The 17,537-nt window shown below is 69.1% G+C and carries 17 protein-coding genes; 9 read left to right on the top strand and 8 right to left on the bottom strand.

Annotated features, from left to right (window positions below):
• Positions 1-6 precede the first annotated feature (6 nt).
• Entirely contained in the window at positions 7-255 is a 249-nt protein-coding gene (locus tag ACFU5V_RS32520) for a hypothetical protein (protein WP_378704063.1), read from the bottom strand.
• Positions 252-1,265: a biotin synthase BioB gene (bioB, locus tag ACFU5V_RS32515; protein ID WP_378433731.1), complete on the bottom strand. Its 1,014-nt coding sequence runs from the start codon at positions 1,263-1,265 to the stop codon at positions 252-254. Before bioB ends, ACFU5V_RS32520 begins: the two co-directional genes overlap by 4 nt.
• A gap of 154 nt (positions 1,266-1,419) precedes the next feature.
• Here bioB and ACFU5V_RS32510 point away from each other — a divergent pair, with 154 nt between their 5' ends.
• From ACFU5V_RS32510 to ACFU5V_RS32495, 4 genes are all read left to right on the top strand, one after another.
• Positions 1,420-2,049 (top strand): TetR/AcrR family transcriptional regulator C-terminal domain-containing protein, encoded by a 630-nt coding sequence (locus ACFU5V_RS32510; RefSeq protein ID WP_378433730.1) that lies wholly within the window; start codon positions 1,420-1,422, stop codon positions 2,047-2,049.
• A gap of 68 nt (positions 2,050-2,117) precedes the next feature.
• A complete protein-coding gene (locus tag ACFU5V_RS32505; RefSeq protein ID WP_378704061.1) occupies positions 2,118-3,242 on the top strand; it encodes a lipase family protein in 1,125 nt (374 codons plus the stop codon).
• Positions 3,243-3,297: 55 nt separating this feature from the next.
• Positions 3,298-4,035: a FadR/GntR family transcriptional regulator gene (locus ACFU5V_RS32500; protein WP_378704060.1), complete on the top strand. Its 738-nt coding sequence runs from the start codon at positions 3,298-3,300 to the stop codon at positions 4,033-4,035.
• Positions 4,032-4,703 carry a sterol desaturase family protein gene (locus ACFU5V_RS32495; RefSeq protein WP_378433727.1) on the top strand — a complete coding sequence of 224 codons (672 nt, stop codon included), beginning with the start codon at positions 4,032-4,034 and terminating at the stop codon, positions 4,701-4,703. Before ACFU5V_RS32500 ends, ACFU5V_RS32495 begins: the two co-directional genes overlap by 4 nt.
• 43 nt (positions 4,704-4,746) lie before the next feature.
• On the opposite strand, the gene ACFU5V_RS32490 is transcribed toward ACFU5V_RS32495, so the two are convergent.
• The 4 genes from ACFU5V_RS32490 to ACFU5V_RS32475 are packed head-to-tail and all read right to left on the bottom strand — an operon-like array spanning position 4,747 to position 8,562.
• A complete protein-coding gene (locus tag ACFU5V_RS32490; RefSeq protein ID WP_124389999.1) occupies positions 4,747-5,499 on the bottom strand; it encodes a succinate dehydrogenase/fumarate reductase iron-sulfur subunit in 753 nt (250 codons plus the stop codon).
• A gap of 1 nt (position 5,500) precedes the next feature.
• The gene (locus ACFU5V_RS32485) at positions 5,501-7,435 is read right to left on the bottom strand and encodes a fumarate reductase/succinate dehydrogenase flavoprotein subunit (RefSeq protein ID WP_378704059.1); all 1,935 of its coding nucleotides are present in this window, start codon (positions 7,433-7,435) and stop codon (positions 5,501-5,503) included.
• Between the two features lie 21 nt (positions 7,436-7,456).
• Complete coding sequence (locus ACFU5V_RS32480; protein WP_378433725.1) at positions 7,457-8,281, bottom strand: hypothetical protein; 825 nt, start codon at positions 8,279-8,281, stop codon at positions 7,457-7,459.
• Positions 8,278-8,562, bottom strand: coding sequence for a hypothetical protein (locus ACFU5V_RS32475; protein WP_012688022.1), 285 nt, complete (start codon positions 8,560-8,562; stop codon positions 8,278-8,280). Before ACFU5V_RS32475 ends, ACFU5V_RS32480 begins: the two co-directional genes overlap by 4 nt.
• A 171-nt stretch (positions 8,563-8,733) precedes the next feature.
• On the opposite strand from ACFU5V_RS32475, the gene ACFU5V_RS32470 reads away from it, so the two are divergent.
• A complete protein-coding gene (locus ACFU5V_RS32470) occupies positions 8,734-9,120 on the top strand; it encodes a VOC family protein (protein ID WP_378704058.1) in 387 nt (128 codons plus the stop codon).
• Positions 9,121-9,146: 26 nt separating this feature from the next.
• Complete coding sequence (locus tag ACFU5V_RS32465) at positions 9,147-9,521, top strand: VOC family protein (protein WP_378704057.1); 375 nt, start codon at positions 9,147-9,149, stop codon at positions 9,519-9,521.
• A 9-nt stretch (positions 9,522-9,530) separates the two neighbouring features.
• On the opposite strand, the gene bioD is transcribed toward ACFU5V_RS32465, so the two are convergent.
• Together bioD and ACFU5V_RS32455 are read right to left on the bottom strand one after the other, a co-directional pair.
• Positions 9,531-10,226, bottom strand: coding sequence for a dethiobiotin synthase (bioD, locus tag ACFU5V_RS32460; RefSeq protein ID WP_378433722.1), 696 nt, complete (start codon positions 10,224-10,226; stop codon positions 9,531-9,533).
• The gene (locus tag ACFU5V_RS32455) at positions 10,223-11,377 is read right to left on the bottom strand and encodes an 8-amino-7-oxononanoate synthase (protein WP_378704055.1); all 1,155 of its coding nucleotides are present in this window, start codon (positions 11,375-11,377) and stop codon (positions 10,223-10,225) included. The genes bioD and ACFU5V_RS32455 overlap by 4 nt, the downstream gene beginning before the upstream one ends.
• Before the next feature lie 65 nt (positions 11,378-11,442).
• Between ACFU5V_RS32455 and ACFU5V_RS32450 the strand changes: the two genes are divergently transcribed.
• From ACFU5V_RS32450 to treY, 3 genes are all read left to right on the top strand, one after another.
• Positions 11,443-12,735: an adenosylmethionine--8-amino-7-oxononanoate transaminase gene (locus ACFU5V_RS32450; RefSeq protein ID WP_378704054.1), complete on the top strand. Its 1,293-nt coding sequence runs from the start codon at positions 11,443-11,445 to the stop codon at positions 12,733-12,735.
• 54 nt (positions 12,736-12,789) lie between these two features.
• The gene (gene glgX / locus ACFU5V_RS32445; RefSeq protein WP_378704052.1) at positions 12,790-15,063 is read left to right on the top strand and encodes a glycogen debranching protein GlgX; all 2,274 of its coding nucleotides are present in this window, start codon (positions 12,790-12,792) and stop codon (positions 15,061-15,063) included.
• Between the two features lie 13 nt (positions 15,064-15,076).
• Positions 15,077-17,537, top strand: a 2,461-nt coding sequence (gene treY / locus ACFU5V_RS32440; RefSeq protein ID WP_378704050.1) for a malto-oligosyltrehalose synthase, incomplete at its 3' end; no start/stop codon positions are given.

Raw genomic sequence — 17,537 nt, 5'->3', positions numbered from 1 at the left:
CCGACGCTACCGCCGTCCGCGGCAGATCGAGTCGAACACACCGTGGCGGGAACATTTCGCCCACCAGCCGTCGGGACTGATCTGCACCACCATCCGGCGGCCGCACGCCTCGCAGAAGCGAGGCGGTTCCAGCCCGAGCTGCGCGGCGGTGGGGACCGTGTCGTCCACACCGGCCACCACGCGGCGGCCGGTGTACGGGTTGTAGCGCTCCTCCAGACCGTCGGCGTCGCCCGCGGTCGTCTCCGTGGTCGTCACAGGGTGTCGTTCAGGGCCTTGATCGGCATCTGCAGATCGACGAGCAGGTCGAGGTCCTGTTCGGCCGGGCGGCCGAGGGTCGTCAGGTAGTTGCCGACGATGACGGCGTTGATGCCGCCGAGGATGCCCTGCTTGGCCCCGAGATCGCCGAGGGTGATCTCGCGGCCGCCCGCGAAGCGGAGGATGGTGCGGGGCAGCGCGAGCCGGAAGGCGGCCACCGACTTGAGTGCCTCGCTCGCCGGCAGCACCTCGAGGTCGCCGAACGGGGTTCCCGGACGCGGGTTGAGGAAGTTCAGCGGAACCTCGTCGGGTTCGAGTTCGGCCAGGTTGGCGGCGAACTCGGCGCGCTGCTCGAGGCTCTCCCCCATGCCGAGGATGCCGCCGCAGCACACCTCCATGCCGGCCTCGCGGACCATGCGGAGGGTGTTCCAGCGTTCGTCCCACGTGTGGGTGGTGACGACGTTCGGGAAATGGGACTTCGACGTCTCCAGGTTGTGGTTGTAGCGGTGCACGCCCATCGCGGCGAGCTGGTCGACCTGCTCCTGGGTGAGCATGCCCAGCGAGCACGCGATCTGGATGTCGACCTCGTTGCGGATCGCTTCGATTCCGGCGGCGACCTGGGCGAGCAGCCGCTCGTCGGGCCCGCGGACGGCGGCGACGATGCAGAATTCGCTGGCGCCGGACTTCGCGGTCTGCTTGGCGGCCTCGACGAGCGAGGGGATGTCGAGCCATGCCGCGCGCACCGGCGACTGGAACAGCCCGGACTGAGAGCAGAAGTGGCAGTCCTCGGGGCAGCCGCCGGTCTTGAGGCTGATGATGCCCTCGACCTCGACCTCGGGACCGCACCACTTCATTCGCACGTCGTGGGCGAGGGCGAGCAGGTCCTCGAGCCGGTCGTCGGGAAGTTGCAGGACTTCGAGCACCTGGCTCTCGTTGAGCGCTTCGCCGCGCTCGAGAACCTGCTCACGCGCGAGGTCGAGGATGTCTGTCTGCACCGGGGCCGAGGTCACACGTATCTCCTGGAAAACGGGCCGATCACGTGCCGTGAGTCGACGAATCCAAAAATTGAACACCGTACAAGTTGAACGGTGTTCACGTTAGATCCGTGATGGAATACTGTCAAAGCCGGAGCAAGCTTTTTCGACGAGATTGGGAGATCACACCGTGCAATTGCGACGCGGCGACGTACTCGACGGCGCAATGGCCATCCTCGACGAGTTCGGCCTCGCCGACCTCACGATGCGCAGACTCGCGACGGCCCTCGGCGTGCAGCCCGGCGCCCTGTACTGGCACTTTCCCAACAAGCAGACGTTGCTCGGCGCCCTCGCCGACAAGATCCTCGAGGACGTCGACGCCCCGGTCACAGCGCCCGGATGGGACGCGGAGTTCACGGAACTGGCGCATCGGATGCGCACCGCGCTGCTCGCCCACCGTGACGGCGCCGAACTGGTCTCCGCCACCTACGCGTCCCGCATGACCAACTCCCGGGTCCGGGAAAGCTTCGCGGCGGTGGGTCTGCGATCGGGGCTGTCCCGCGAACACGCCGAACTGTCGTCCTACTCGCTGCTCTACTACGTCCTCGGCCATACGGTCGACGAGCAGTCGCGGGCGCAGATGGAATCGGCGGGCGCCCTCACCCGCGCCGCACTCTCCCCCGACGCCCCGCAGTCGCAGATCGCGGCGTACGACGAGGATCTCCTCGACGGCGATCCGGCGGTCCGGTTCGACTTCGGGTTGTCGCTGTTCGTGGACGGAATTCGCGCGCGACTGAAAGACTCCGCACACCGCCCCTGAGCGGGCACAATTGAGTGGACGCCGCGCCGGCCACTCGCGGCGCCTCCGACGGCCCAGGGACGAACGCAATGACGTCTTCGCTCGGCCGCCGCACCGGAACGGTTCTCGCGGCGGCACTCGCACTGTCGCTCCTCGGCGCGCCGGCGCCGGCGCAGACCGCGGGGGGCGATCCCGGTGTCGTCGTCGCCGCGACACCGGTGGCGCCGGACGCGCGGCCGCCGGGCGTCGCCGAGGCCACGTACGTCACCTACTGGACGACGGGGCCGATGGACGCACCCGCGCTCAGCACCGGTGCGGTCCTACTACCGCCCGGTGACGCGCCGCCCGGCGGGTGGCCCGTGGTGTCCTGGGCCCACGGAACGGTCGGCATCGCGGACGCGTGCGCGCCGACGGTGACGGGGAAAATCGTCGGACCGTACGTCCGGGCCTGGCTCGACCAGGGTTACGCCATCGTCGCAACGGATTACGTCGGCCTCGGCACACCCGGCGTGCACCCCTACCTCGACGGTCCGACCGAGGCGCACAGCGTGATCGACATGGTGCGCGCGGCGCGGGCCGTCACGCCGTCCCTGTCCGACCGGTGGGTCGCGATCGGTCAATCGCAAGGCGGTCACGCCGCTCTGGTCGCCGCCTCGATGGCCACCACCTACGCACCCGAGCTCGACTTCCGCGGCACCGTCGCCACCGGCGCCCCGTCCAATCTGGAGAACCTCGCGCCCCTCGTCGGCCCCGGGTTCCCGCAGATCCCCCTCACCGGGAGCACGGTGTTCGTCGCGTACGCGCTCGCGGGACTGCGCGCGTCGCGGCCCGACCTGGACGTCGACAGCTACCTCACCCCGCTCGGCGTGGACGTCCTGCATCGCGTCGAGTCGCTCTGCTACGAGGAGGCGGCCCCGCAACTCGCCGGCATCACCATCGGACAGTTGATGTCGCGCCCCCTCGACGACCCGGCAGTCCTGGCGGCGCTGCACACCACGCTCGGGGTCCCCGTCCAGGGCTACGACCGACCGTTGTTCATTGGGCAGGGACTGTTCGACGACGTCGTCCCCATCGCTCTTACCTGGAAGTTCACTGCCGACCTCACCGCGAACGGGCAGCAGTTCCTCTTCCGGACGTATCCGACGGGCCACCTCACGACCATGCCCGCGTCGCTGCCCGACACGACCGCGTTCGTCCGGAGCGCGTTCAGCTGAGCCCACTGGTAAGACCACTTGACCTCTTACCTGTCGCGGTTCTAGTGTCGGGGCCATGATGTTCGAGCCGATCGCGCGGAAATCCGCCTCCACCGAAGTCTTCGACCAGATCACCGCGCGCGTACTCGGCGGCGACCTCGCCGCCGGCGAGGCCCTGCCCAGCGAGCGGCGCCTGGCCGAGGCGTTCGGGGTGTCCCGGCCCGCGGTCCGGGAAGCGATCCAGAAACTCGCCCAGGCCGGGCTCGTCGAGGTCCGGCAGGGCGACGCCACCTCGGTCCGCGACTTTCGGCAGCACGGCGGGCCCGAACTGCTGTCCCAGCTGCTGATCCGCGGCGGTGAACCCGACTGGGCGGTGGTCCGCAGCGTGCTCGAGGCCCGGCGGATGATCGGCGTGCAGGTCGCCCGGCTCGCCGCCGACCGGGCCACCGAGAAGTCGGCCGCAGCTCTCCGCGAGGCCGTGGATCACCTCGCCTCCGACACCGACCCGGTCGCGCAGCAGGTCGCCGCGCTGGCGTTCTGGGAACGCGTCGTCGACACGGCCGATTCCATCGCGTTCCGGCTCATCTTCAACAGCCTCCGCAACGCGTACGAACCGACCATGACGGCGATGGCCGCCGTCATGGTCGCGGAGGTCGGCCGCACCGACCTGTACCACCAGCTGGCGGACGCCATCGCCGCACACGACGAAGTCCGCGCGGCACACACCGCGACCACCCTGCTCGACCTCGGGACGGCGGCCGTGACCGCCGTGATCGACACACTGCAACAACACGATTCGGAGAAGGACACATGACCACGACACCTCCCGCAGATCGCCGCCACCGCAGGTCGATCACCCTCCGCGACGCCGCGGACCAGTTCCGCCGCCACCCGTCACCGTGGATGATCGGCGGCATGCTGGCCGCCGCCGCGGTCGCCCGCCTCGCCGTCGGCGACTGGCAGGTCACCGACGCCGTCGTGCCGCTGGTGATGCTGGCCGTGTTCCCGTTCGCCGAATGGGTCATCCACGTCTGCATCCTGCACTGGAAGCCACGGAAGGTCCTGGGCCTGACCGTCGATTCGCTCCTCGCCCGCAAGCATCGCGAGCACCACGTCGATCCCCGCGACGTGCCGCTCGTCTTCATTCCGTGGCAAACCCTCACGTGGCTGATCCCGGTTCTCGTGGCGCTCGCGCTGTTCGCGTTCCCGCGCACCGGACTGGGACTGACGTTCCTCGTGGTGCTGAGCGTCCTGGGCGTCCTCTACGAATGGACGCACTACCTCATCCACAGCGACTACAAGCCGAACTCCCGCCTGTACCGCGCGATCTGGCGCAACCACCGCCATCACCACTACAAGAACGAGCACTACTGGTTCACCGTCACCACCTCGGGAACGGCCGACCGGGTCCTGGGCACCGACCCGGACCCCGAATCGGTCGAGAAGTCTCCCACCGCCCGCAACCTCCACACGATGCGCTGACGCACCCGTGAGTACTTATCAACCGCCCGCGGTTAACAAGTACTCACGGGCGGCGACGCCGCAGTTTGTTGCCCAACCAGACGATCGGGTCGTACCGCCGGTCGACCACCCGTTCCTTCATCGGAATGATGGCGTTGTCGGTGATCTTGATTCCTTCGGGGCACACCTCGGTGCAGCATTTGGTGATGTTGCACAGACCGAGACCGAAGTCTTCCTGCGCCGCGTCACGACGGTCCGCCGTGTCCAGGGGATGCATCTCCAGTTCGGCGACGCGGATGAAGAAGCGGGGACCGGAGAACGCCGGCTTGTTGTCGTCGTGATCACGGATGACGTGACACGTGTTTTGGCAGAGGAAGCATTCGATGCACTTGCGGAATTCCTGCGACCGTTCGACATCGATCTGCTGCATCCGGTACTCGCCCGGTCCGAGCCCCGGCGGCGGGGTGAACGACGGGATCTCCCTGGCCTTCTCGTAATTGAACGACACATCGGTGACGAGGTCCCGGATGACGGGGAACGCCCGCAGCGGTGTCACCGTCACCACCTCGTCCTCCGTGAACGTCGACATCCGGGTCATGCACATCAGCCGCGGCTGACCGTTGATCTCCGCGGAACACGACCCGCACTTGCCCGCCTTGCAGTTCCATCGCACCGCCAGGTCCGGGGTCTGCGTCGCCTGCAGCCGGTGGATGATGTCGAGCACCACCTCACCCTCGTTGACGGGGATGGAGTAGTCCTCGAGGGCGCCGCCGTCGGCGTCGCCGCGCCATACCCGGAACTGCGCGTCGTATCCCATCTCAGGCCTTCCTTCCCGGATGTTCCGCGAGTTCGGCGTCGGTGTAGTACTTGGCCAGTTCGTCGATGTCGAACAGCTCCAGCAGTTCCGGTCGCATCGGAAGCTGCGGCTCGCGGGTGACCGTGACGTCCGGGACCACGGAATCGGGGTGCGCCGACATGTCGCCGACGACGCTGCACACCAGCAGGGTGTTGCGCCACTCCGCCTCCATGTTCGGGTGGTCGTCGCGGGTGTGCCCGCCGCGACTTTCCGTGCGCAGCAGGGCCGCCTGCGCGACGCATTCGCTGACCAGCACCATGTTCCGCAGATCGACCGCGAGGTGCCAGCCGGGGTTGAACTGGCGGTGCCCCTCCACCTCGACGCCCCCGATCCGGCCCTTGATCTCGGTGAGTTTCTCCAGGGCGCGCGCGATCTCGTCTTCCTTCCGGATGATGCCGACGAGGTCGTTCATGGTCTGTTGCAGCTCGGTGTGGAGCGTGTACGGATTCTCGGTGGTACCGCCCTCCCCGACCGCGGGATCGAACGGCGACAACAACATCCGGGCCGCCGCGTCCACCGCGTCGGCGGAGACGATCGGCCGCTCCTGCAGCGACTTCACGTATTCCGCGGCCCCGAGTCCCGCGCGACGGCCGAACACGAGGAGGTCGGACAGGGAGTTGCCGCCGAGCCGGTTGGAGCCGTGCATCCCGCCCGAGCACTCGCCCGCGGCGAACAGACCGGCGACGCTGGACGATCCGCTGTCGGGGTCGACCTCGATGCCTCCCATCACGTAGTGGCAGGTGGGTCCGACCTCCATCTGCTCCTTCGTGATGTCGACGTCCGCGAGTTCCTTGAACTGGTGGTACATCGAAGGCAGGCGCCGGACGATCTCGTCGGCGGGCATCCGGGAGGCGATGTCGAGGTACACGCCGCCGTGCGGGGTGTGCCGTCCCGCCTTGACCTCGGAATTGATGGCACGGGCCACCTCGTCGCGGGGCAGCAGGTCCGGTGTGCGGCGGTTGTTGTCGGAATCCTCGTACCAGCCGTCGGCCTCTTCCTCGGTCTCCGCGTACTGCCCTTTGAAGACGGGCGGGATGTACGAGAACATGAACCGCTCACCCTCGGAGTTCTTCAGCACCCCGCCGTCGCCGCGGACACCCTCGGTCACGAGGATCCCCTTGACGCTGGGCGGCCACACCATGCCGGTGGGGTGGAACTGCACGAATTCCATGTTGATGAGGTTGGCGCCGGCGCGCAGGGCGAGGGCGTGCCCGTCGCCGGTGTACTCCCACGAGTTCGACGTCACCTTGAACGACTTCCCGATTCCGCCCGTGGCCATCACCACGGCGGGCGCCTCGAACAGCACGAAACGTCCACTCTCGCGCCAGTATCCGAAGGCGCCCGAGATCCGGTCGCCGTCCTTGGTGAGTTCGGAGACGGTGCACTCGGCGAAGATCTTGATGCGGGCCTCGTAGTCGCCGGTGGCGGCGAAGTCTTCCTGCTGCAGCGACACGATCTTCTGCTGCATGGTGCGGATCAGTTCGAGTCCGGTGCGGTCACCGACGTGCGCGAGCCGCGGATAGGTGTGACCGCCGAAGTTGCGCTGGCTGATCCGGCCGTCGGGGGTCCGGTCGAACAGGGCCCCGTACGTTTCGAGTTCCCACACCCGGTCGGGGGCCTCCCGGGCGTGCAGCTCGGCCATCCGCCAGTTGTTGAGGAATTTGCCGCCGCGCATCGTGTCCTGGAAATGGGTCTGCCACGTGTCCTTCTCGTTGGCGTTTCCCATCGCGGCGGCGCAACCGCCCTCCGCCATGACGGTGTGTGCCTTGCCGAACAGCGACTTGCAGACCACGGCCACGGACAGGCCCTGTTCCCGGGCCTCGATGACGGCTCGCAGTCCGGCACCCCCGGCACCGATGACCACGACGTCGTACTGGTGCCGTTCGACTTCCGTCATTCCACTCCCTCTTCGGTGAAGTCAGTTGATCAGGCGCAGGTCGGAGATGGTGCCGCTGGCCACGAGCATCACGTAGAAGTCCGTGACGATCAGTGTGGCGAGGGTGGTCCAGGCGAGCTGCATGTGCCGCGTGTTCAGTTTGCTGACCCCGGTCCAGAGCCGGTAGCGGATCGGGTGCCGGGAGAAGTGGGTCAGCCGGCCGCCCGTGACGTGCCTGCAGGAATGGCACGAGACGGTGTACGCCCAGAGCAGGATCACGTTGCCGACCATGATGAGCGTGCCGAGCCCGATTCCGAATCCGCCGTCGGCGCCGTGGAACGCGCGGATCGCGTCGTACGTGTTGATCAGCGACACGACGAGTGCGACGTAGAAGAAGTAGCGGTGCGCGTTCTGGACGATCAGCGGCAGCCGCGTCTCCCCCGTGTACTTGCCGTGCGGTTCCGCGACCGCGCACGCGGGCGGCGAGAACCACACCGACCGGTAGTAGGCCTTGCGGTAGTAGTAGCACGTGAGCCGGAAGCCGAGCAGGAACGGCAGCACCAGGAACCCCAGCGGGATGATCATCGGCAACTCGCCGATGGGTGTCCCGAAGTCACTCGAACCGGGCACGCACGAATCGCTCAGGCACGGCGAGTAGAACGGGGTCAGGTAGTGGTACTCCTCGACGAAGTACGCGGTGCGAACCCACGACCGGACCGAGGCGTACACCACGAAGACCGACAGGCCCAGCACCGTCAGCAGCGGCGCCAGCCACCACCGGTCGGTGCGGAGCGTGCGTTCCGCGATCCGGGCACGCGTCGGCGCCCCCACACCGGCACTTTCGGAATTCTTCGGCGGCGCGCTCATCCGCGCTCGTAGTGGAGCCCGCCCAGCCCCTCGTCATCGATACCGAGCCACATCGACGCGTCGTACGGGGTGTCCGACACCTTGATTCGCTCCACCGGTTCGCGGTGGACGACGTTCGGTGGCGAGGCGTCGAGATCTCGCGCGTCGATCTCGAGGCGCTCCAGATCATTGCTCAGTCGCCGCACGGATGCGGCGTCGCCGTACATCGTTCGCAACGAACCGACAGCGCGCCGAAGGCGGTCGATCGTGCGATTCAATTCGAGCATTTCGGAGGTCGACATGTGACCCCTCCCAACCCAGCCGGATGTAGCCGTGACCTGAATCACACTACCGATATTCCGGGGAACCGGGGCAGCTTTCGGCCCCCGGAAAACCGGGGGCGATGAATTTCGCCGGGCGGCCGAGTCGATACCTGTAGGACCACCGAAACCGAACCCCACCGGGAGGAAATCATGGCCGACGCCACGATCGGAAGCATCCTGCTCGCCAGCACACACCCGGAACGATTGCGTGACTGGTACACGGCCGCGTTCTCGCCGAAGGTCGACCGCACGCCCGGCGAACCGGGCTACGACGTCCTCGATTTCGACGGTTTCTCCATCATGCTCGACCGGCGCGACGACGTCGGCGACACGAATCCCGAACCCGGGCGTGTCCTCCTCAATTTCGAGGTCGCCGACGCCAGCGCCGCGGCCGGCCGCCTCGACGACCTCGGGGCCACGTGGTTGTCCCCGCTCGAGGATCGTGACGGCAGCTGGTTCGGCACCGCCGTCGACCCCGACGGCAACTACGTTCAGATAATCCAGCTCAGCGCGCAGGCGCGAGCCGAGATGTCCTGACCCACCGGCAGGAAAGAGACAGAGCCATGTTGAACAACGCGAGAGCATTCAGCGGATTCGCCGTCGACGACATCGCCGCGGCCAAATCCTTCTACAGCGACATCCTGGGGCTCGAGGTCACCGAGGAGGAGATGGGCCTGCTGGGCCTGCACCTCCCCAAGGGTCCCGTGGTGCTGATCTACCCGAAACCCGATCACACGCCTGCGACGTTCACGATCCTGAACTTCGCGGTCGGCGACGTCGAGAAGGCCGTCGACGCGCTCACCGAACGTGGGATCCGGTTCGCGCGATACGACGGTTTCGAGCAGGACGACAAGGGAATCATGCGCGGCAACGGGCCGGACATCGCGTGGTTCACCGACCCGGCAGGCAACGTGCTGTCGGTGCTCGCGGAATCCTGACCGACCGGGTCAGCCGGCCGTGACCGTCGCCTTCAGCCACGTGCCGTCGAACCACGTGGACGCGGCCGCGGCGAACGACGCCGGGTCGAGGCGGCCGCTGCCCGCCGGGATCGAGCCGGCCAGGTCGACACCCGTCACGGCGGGCAGGTCGTCCAGATTGCACCGCTCGGCGAGCCCGGGCTCGTCCGGCCACGACCCGATCACCGTGCCTGCGCAGGCGACGCCGGCCGCCGCCAGTGCCCGGGTCGTGAGTTCGGTGTGGTTGAGCGTGCCGAGTCCGGCCGCCGCGACCACGACAGCCGGTGCGCCGAGAGCGAGCGCGAGATCGACGAGCGTGAAGCCCTCGGCGCCCATCCGCACCAGCAACCCGCCCGCACCTTCGACGAGGACCAGATCGTGCCGGTCGGCGAGCGCGCGGACCGCCTCGACGACGTCGTCGCACCGCAGCATCGGCAAACCGCTGCGCCGTGCGGCGGTGTCGGGGGCCAGCGGTTCGGGGTAGCGGGCGAGTTCCACCACCGCGGTGACGCCGCACAGCCGGGTCACCTCCGCAAGATCGCCCGGTTCTCCCGGCGCGACCCCGGTCTGCGCGGGCTTGCACACCGCGACGGACAGCCCCGCCTCGCGCGCGGCCGCCGCGAGCGCCGCCGTCACCACCGTCTTGCCGACGTCCGTCGACGTTCCGGTGACCATCAGGATGCTCATGCCGACGCCCCAGTCAGGACGTCGGTGAGCACGGACTCGATCCGCGCCAGTTCGTCCGGATCGAGCGTCGCGCGGGCGGTGAGCCGCAGCCGCGACGTGCCCTCGGGCACCGACGGCGGCCGGAAGCAGCCGACGTGCAGCCCCTGCTCGCGGCAGGCGGCCGCGGCGTCGAAGGCGCGTTGCGGGTCCCCGAGGATCACCGAGACCACGGCGGACTCGGGTGCCGCGGCACCGGTGAACCGCGCGAGATCCCGGGCGCGGTCCAGGACGGAGTCGGCGCGGTGCGGTTCACGCCGCAGAACTGCGAGGGCGGCCCGGGCCGCACCGACGGCGGCCGGGGCCAGTCCGGTGTCGAAGATGAACGTGCGCGCGGCGTCGACGAGATGTGCGCGCACCTTCTCCGACGCCAGCACCACACCGCCCTGGCTGGCCAACGACTTCGACAGCGTGGCCGTGACGACGATGTCGGGTTCGCCTGCGAGCCCCACCTCGTGCACGAGTCCGCGGCCCCCTGCGCCGCGGACTCCGACACCGTGGGCCTCGTCCACCACGAGAAACGCGCCGTACTCGCGGCACACCCGGTGCAGCTCGACGAGGGGCGCGAGATCACCGTCCGCGCTGAACACCGAATCGGTGACGACCAGCGCCCGCTCCTCCGGCCGGGTGGCCAGTGCGCTGCGGACGAAGTCGAGATCGGCGTGCGGTGCGACGGCCACCCGGGCCCGGGACAGCCTGCAGGCGTCGACCAGCGACGCGTGACTGCCCGCGTCGGAGACGATCAGCGATCCGGCGCCGGACAGCGCGGTGACGGCGCCGAGATTGGCGGTGTACCCGGAGGAGAACACCAGCCCGGCATCGGCGCCGACGAACTCCGCCAGTTCCGTTTCGAGCAGTTCGTGCTCGGTGGTCGAACCGGTGACCAGTCGCGAGCCGGTGGCCCCGGCGCCCCACCGCCGCAGCGCGGTCATCGCGCCGTACAGCACCTCGGGGTGCCGTACGAGCCCGAGGTAGTCGTTGGACGCCAGATCGATGAGCGCGTTGCCCGGCGTGCGTGGACGCAGCTCGCGGCGCAGTCCCGCAGCGCGCCGCCGCTCCTCGACATCGTCGAGCCAGGTGGTGAAGGTGTGGTCGGTACTCACACCCGGCACCATACTCGACTTGAACGGTGTTCAACCCGGGTGGACCCGCTTTTCCTCGGATGGCTAGGGTCGAGACCGTGATCACCCCGAGCCTGTCCGCCGACGACATCACCTCCCTCGACGCCTCCCTGCTCTGGCATCCGTACGGCGCCTTTCCCGCCACGACCACCCCGCTCGTGGTGGCCGAGGCGAGCGGAACCCGCCTCACACTCGCCGACGGACGCGAACTCGTCGACGGCATGAGTTCGTGGTGGGCAGCGGTCCACGGCTACCGGCATCCCGTCCTCGACGCGGCGGCGACCGCGCAGCTCGGCCGGATGAGCCACGTGATGTTCGGCGGGCTGACCCACGAACCGGCGGCGCGGCTCGCCCAGTTGCTCGTGGAGATCACCCCGGACGGACTCGACAAGGTGTTCCTCGCCGATTCCGGTTCGGTGTCCGTCGAGGTCGCCGTCAAGATGTGCCTGCAGTACTGGCGCAGCCGCGGCAGGCCGGAGCGGCATCGGCTGCTGACCTGGCGCGGCGGCTATCACGGCGACACGTTCGCGCCGATGAGCGTGTGCGACCCGGACGGCGGCATGCATTCCCTGTGGACGGACGTCCTGGCACGGCAGGTGTTCGCGGGACCCCCGCCGCGTGAGTTCGACCCGCAGTACGTCGCGGAGTTCGAGCGCCTGGTGGCCGCGCACACCGGTGAACTGGCGGCCGTCATCGTGGAGCCGGTGGTGCAGGGCGCCGGAGGCATGCGCTTCCACGACCCCCGGTACCTGTCGGAACTGCGTCGCATCTGCGACGAGCACGGGCTCCTCCTGGTGTTCGACGAGATCGCCACGGGCTTCGGCCGCACCGGCGAACTGTTCGCCGCGGATCACACCGGGACCCGCCCCGACATCATGTGCGTCGGCAAGGCCCTCACCGGCGGATACCTGACCCTCGCCGCGACGCTCTGCTCCTCCGACGTCGCCGAGACGATCAGCGCCGGCGACGCGGGCGGGCTGATGCACGGCCCGACGTTCATGGCGAACCCACTGGCCTGCGCCGTCGCGGTGGCGTCGATCGAACTCCTGCGCTCGCGCGACTGGCGGGGTGAGGTCGAGGACGTGCGCCGCGGGCTCGAATCGGGTCTCGCGCCTGCCCGGGAACTGCCCGGCGTCCGGGATGTCCGGGTGCTCGGCGCGATCGGCGTGATCGAACTCTCCGAGCCCGTCGACATGCGGGCCGCGACCGACGCCGCGGTGGCGGCCGGCGCCTGGTTGCGGCCTTTCCGCAACCTGATCTACGCGATGCCGCCGTACGTGTGCACCAGCGCGGACGTGCGGAAGATCACAACCGGAATGCTCGCTGCCGCACGGTCCTCCGCCCCGCGCTGACGGTGCGCTCTCGTCGGGCTGAGAGCCACGCGAACGCGGGCTAGTGTTCTCGATATGGAAGCGAGCGAGTCGACCGGCACCACGCCCATTCCCGTGTGGCCCGGCAGCGCCTACCCACTGGGCGCCACCTACGACGGGGCCGGGACGAACTTCTCCTTGTTTTCCGAGGTCGCCGAGGCGGTCGATCTGTGCCTCATCGCGAAGGACGGCACGGAGACCCGGGTGCGCCTCGACGAGGTCGACGGCTACGTGTGGCACGCCTACCTGCCGACCGTCGTGCCCGGGCAACGGTACGGGTACCGGATCCACGGACCGTGGGACCCTTCGGCCGGGCACCGCTGCGACCCCAGCAAGCTCCTCCTCGACCCCTACGGCAAGGCGTTCGACGGCGAATTCGACGGCGACCGGTCCCTGTTCTCCTACGACATCGACGCGTCCGCGGAGGACGCCGCCGAGGATGCCGGGGACGACGAATACGGGGATGCCGCCCTGATCGTCGACACCGACGACGACATCGAGGCGGAGGACGCCGAGGACGCACTCGAAGCGGAAGCCGAGGACGACTCGGCGCCGGGACTGCCCGGACACGATTCGCTCGGCCACACGATGACGACGGTCGTGATCAACCCGTTCTTCGACTGGGCCGCCGACCGCGCACCCAAGCACCCGTACCACGACACGGTGATCTACGAGGCCCACGTCAAGGGCATGACGGCGACGCATCCCGGTGTGCCGGAAGAACTTCGCGGCACGTACGCGGGTCTCGCGCATCCGGTGATCATCGACCACCTCGTCGACCTCGGCGTCACCGCCATCGAACTGATGCCCGTGCACCAGTTCATGCACGATCAGACCCTGCTCGACAAGGGGCTGCGGAACTACTGGGGCTACAACACGTTCGGCTTCCTGGCCCCGCACACCGGGTATTCGTCGGCGGAGAAGCCGGGCGCCGCGGTGTCGGAGTTCAAGGCGATGGTCCGCTCGTTCCACGAGGCGGGCATCGAAGTGATCCTCGACGTCGTCTACAACCACACCGCCGAGGGCAACCATCTCGGTCCGACCATCTCGTTCCGCGGCATCGACAACGCCGCCTACTACCGGCTCGTCGACGGCGACGCCGAGCACTACATGGACTACACGGGCACCGGGAACAGCCTCAACGCCCGGCACCCGCACACGCTGCAGCTGATCATGGACTCGCTGCGCTACTGGGTCACCGAGATGCACGTCGACGGTTTCCGCTTCGACCTCGCATCGACACTCGCCCGCGAACTGCACGACGTCGACCGGCTCTCCGCGTTCTTCGACCTCGTGCAGCAGGATCCGATCGTCAGCCAGGTCAAGCTCATCGCCGAACCGTGGGACATCGGCGAGGGCGGTTACCAGGTGGGCAACTTCCCCGGCCTGTGGACGGAGTGGAACGGCAAGTACCGGGACACCGTCCGCGACTACTGGCGGGGCGAACCGGCGACGCTCGGCGAATTCGCGTCCCGGCTCACCGGCTCCTCCGACCTCTACGAGGCGACCGGCCGCCGCCCCGGCGCGAGCATCAATTTCGTCATCGCCCACGACGGGTTCACCCTGCACGATCTGGTGTCGTACAACGAGAAGCACAACGAGGCCAACGGCGAGGACAACAACGACGGCGAGAGCCACAACCGGTCCTGGAACTGCGGCGTCGAGGGGCCCACGGACGATCCGGAGATCCTCGCTCTGCGCGGGCGGCAGAGCCGCAACATCCTGGCCACCCTCCTGCTCAGCCAGGGGACACCGATGCTCGCGCACGGCGACGAGATGGGCCGCACCCAGCAGGGCAACAACAACGTGTACTGCCAGGACTCGGAACTGTCGTGGATGGACTGGTCGCTCGCCGACTCCAACGCCGACCTCGTCGAGTTCACCAAACGGGTCATCGCACTGCGGATGAAGAACCCCGTGTTCCGCCGTCGCCGGTTCTTCGAGGGCACCCCCATCCGCAGCGGCGACCAGACCCGCGACATCGCCTGGCTCACCCCGTCCGGCGAGGAGATGACCCCCGAGGACTGGGACAGCGGTTTCGGGAAGTCCCTCGCAGTGTTCCTCAACGGCGAGGGCATCCCCGAACCCAACCACCGCGGCGAGCGGGTGGTCGGCGACTCGTTCCTACTGTGTTTCAACGCGCACGACGAGGAGATCGAGTTCTCCACGCCGAACTCCGATTACGCCGACGAGTGGGCGGTCGTGCTCGACACCGCCGTGCCGACGGGGGCGAAGGACGCGGTGATCAAGGCCGGGAATTCGATGCAGGTCGAGGCCCGGTCGCTGGTCGTGCTGCGCCGGACCGCCTGAGCCGGGGACGACGATGGCGATCACGGCGACCTACCGGCTGCAACTGCGCGGAGACTGCTTCACCCTGACGGACGCCGCCGCCGTCGCCGACTATCTGGACGACCTCGGGATCTCCCACGTCTACCTGTCGCCGATCCTGACGGCCACCACCGGTTCGACCCACGGTTACGACGTCACCGACGTGACCCGCGTGTCCCCCGCACTCGGTGGCCGGGAGGCCCTGACCGCGCTGGCGCGGGCGTTGCGCGGCCGCGGCATGGGCATCGTCGTCGACCTGGTCCCCAACCATGTGGGGGTCGCGAATCCGCGGGAGAACGCCTGGTGGTGGGACGTTCTCACGCACGGTCGCGGCTCCGGGTACGCCGACTTCTTCGACATCGACTGGAGCGAAGACAACGGCGCGGGCGGACGGCTCGCGCTGCCCGTCCTCGGGTCGGACGCCGACCTCGAGTCGCTGGCCGTCGACCGCTCGGGACCGGAGCCGCTGCTCGCGTTCTACGAGCACCGGTTCCCCATCGCCCCCGGCACGGACGCGACCGAGCCGGCGTCGGTGCACGACGCGCAGTCGTACCGCCTGGTCCCGTGGAACTCCGGGCTCATCGGGTACCGCCGGTTCTTCGCGGTCAGCGAACTGGCCGGGATCCGTCAGGAAGACCCCCGCGTGTTCGAGGAATCGCATCGCGAACTGCGGAGCTGGGTGGCGGACGGGCTGATCGACGGCGTGCGCATCGACCACCCGGACGGGTTGTCCGATCCGGCCGAATACCTCGACCGGCTGCGCGGTGTGATCGGCGCGGACCGCTGGCTCGTGATCGAGAAGATCCTCGGCCACACCGAACCCCTCGACGACCACCTGCCGATCGAGGGCACCACCGGCTACGACGCGCTCGCCGAGCTCGGCGGCGTGTTCGTCGACCCGTCGGGCGCCCCCGCGCTCACCGCCCTGTCGGCGTCGCGCACGGGCGACCGGGGCGACGCGGCCTGGATCCACGGGCACGAAACCGCGATCAAACGCGACGTCGCGGGCACCGGCCTCGCCCCGGAGGTCCGGCGCCTCGTCCGCGCGATCCGCGCGGCGACCCGCACCGACTGCAGCGACGCCGACCTGCGCGACGCAGTCGTGGACGTCGTTGCGGCGATGCCCGTGTACCGGTCCGACTACAGCCCGCTCGCCGGGCTCGCGGCCCGTGTGATCGGTGACGCCGCGCGGCGCGAACCGGGGCGGTCCGCGGCGCTGTCCGCCCTCGCCGCCGCCCTCATCGCCGGCGGTGAGGCGGCCACCCGCTTCCAGCAGGTGTGCGGCGCGGTGATGGCGAAATCCGTCGAGGACTGCCTGTTCTACCGCACGGCCCGGCTGGTGTCGCTGCAGGAGGTGGGCGGCAACCCCGCGAACGTCGGGATCTCCCCCGCCGAATTCCACCTCGCCGCCGCCGAGCGCGCCGACCGGTGGCCACGGGCGATGACGACGCTCTCGACGCACGACACCAAACGCGGCGAGGACGTCCGCGCCCGGATCGGCATCCTGTCGCAGGTGCCGGACCTGTGGGCCGAATGCGTCGACCAGTGGGAGCGCATCGCCCCCAGCCCCGATCCCGCCACCGGACTGTTCCTGTGGCAGAACCTGTTCGGTGTGTGGCCGGTCGACGGCCGCGCCGCGGGCGACGTGCCCGACTTCCGCGACCGCGTCCACGCGTACGCGGAGAAGGCCGTCCGGGAAGCCGGGACCCGGACGTCGTGGAACGACGTGAACGAGGACTTCGAGCGCGACCTCCACCGCTGGCTCGACACGGTGATCGACGGCACCGTCGGTAGGGCACTCGGGTCGCTGTGCACGCAACTGGCACCGCACGCCTGGTCGGACTCGCTCGGCCAGAAGCTCCTCCAGCTGTGCGGACCGGGGATCCCGGACGTGTACCAGGGCACCGAACTGTGGGAGGACTCGCTCGTCGACCCCGACAATCGCCGCCCCGTCGACTACGACGTGCGGCGGACTGTGCTCGCGGGACTCGGCACTCCTCCGCTCGACGCCACCGGCGCGGCGAAGATGCACGTCGTGCGGACGGCCTTGCGCCTGCGCCGGGACCGTCCGGACAGTTTCGTCGGCGGAACCTACACGCCGGTCTTCGCATCGGGGACCGCGGCCGGGCACCTGATCGGATTCGCCCGCGGGCCCCGGGGGTCGGCGCCGGACGTCGTGGCCCTGGCCACCCGGCACAGCGTCGGGTTGCACCAGGACGGCTGGGGCGACACCGCGGTGACCCTGCCGGACGGCAGGTGGACCGACCTGCTCACCTCCGCGACGCACCCCGGCGGCCGCGTCCACACGTCCACCCTGTTCGCCCGGTACCCCGTGGCGCTGCTGGCCCCGGGGGGGGTTTTCCCCCCCCCACCGGTTGGGAATGCTCCCCGGGGGGCGGGTCTTGGGGTTATCCCGGGGGGTTTCCCGGGGTGCGAAGGGAAGGAGGTTCTCCCCG

Origin of the sequence: Rhodococcus sp. NPDC057529 (assembly GCF_042802055.1) — a bacterium.
GTDB lineage: Bacteria > Actinomycetota > Actinomycetes > Mycobacteriales > Mycobacteriaceae > Rhodococcus_F.
The sequence above is the reverse complement of the archived record's forward strand: the minus strand, read 5'-3'. Positions and strand labels throughout refer to the sequence as shown.

Bases quoted from the DNA above. Each gene is read 5' to 3' on its own strand.
- ACFU5V_RS32505 (WP_378704061.1), top strand. From the start codon at position 2,118: ATGACGTCTTCGCTCGGCCGCCGCACCGGAACGGTTCTCGCGGCGGCA.
- ACFU5V_RS32500 (WP_378704060.1), top strand. From the start codon at position 3,298: ATGATGTTCGAGCCGATCGCGCGGAAATCCGCCTCCACCGAAGTCTTC.
- ACFU5V_RS32495 (WP_378433727.1), top strand. From the start codon at position 4,032: ATGACCACGACACCTCCCGCAGATCGCCGCCACCGCAGGTCGATCACC.
- ACFU5V_RS32490 (WP_124389999.1), bottom strand. From the start codon at position 5,499: ATGGGATACGACGCGCAGTTCCGGGTATGGCGCGGCGACGCCGACGGC.
- ACFU5V_RS32485 (WP_378704059.1), bottom strand. From the start codon at position 7,435: ATGACGGAAGTCGAACGGCACCAGTACGACGTCGTGGTCATCGGTGCC.
- ACFU5V_RS32480 (WP_378433725.1), bottom strand. From the start codon at position 8,281: ATGAGCGCGCCGCCGAAGAATTCCGAAAGTGCCGGTGTGGGGGCGCCG.
- ACFU5V_RS32475 (WP_012688022.1), bottom strand. From the start codon at position 8,562: ATGTCGACCTCCGAAATGCTCGAATTGAATCGCACGATCGACCGCCTT.
- ACFU5V_RS32470 (WP_378704058.1), top strand. From the start codon at position 8,734: ATGGCCGACGCCACGATCGGAAGCATCCTGCTCGCCAGCACACACCCG.
- ACFU5V_RS32465 (WP_378704057.1), top strand. From the start codon at position 9,147: ATGTTGAACAACGCGAGAGCATTCAGCGGATTCGCCGTCGACGACATC.
- bioD (WP_378433722.1), bottom strand. From the start codon at position 10,226: ATGAGCATCCTGATGGTCACCGGAACGTCGACGGACGTCGGCAAGACG.
- ACFU5V_RS32455 (WP_378704055.1), bottom strand. From the start codon at position 11,377: ATGGTGCCGGGTGTGAGTACCGACCACACCTTCACCACCTGGCTCGAC.
- glgX (WP_378704052.1), top strand. From the start codon at position 12,790: ATGGAAGCGAGCGAGTCGACCGGCACCACGCCCATTCCCGTGTGGCCC.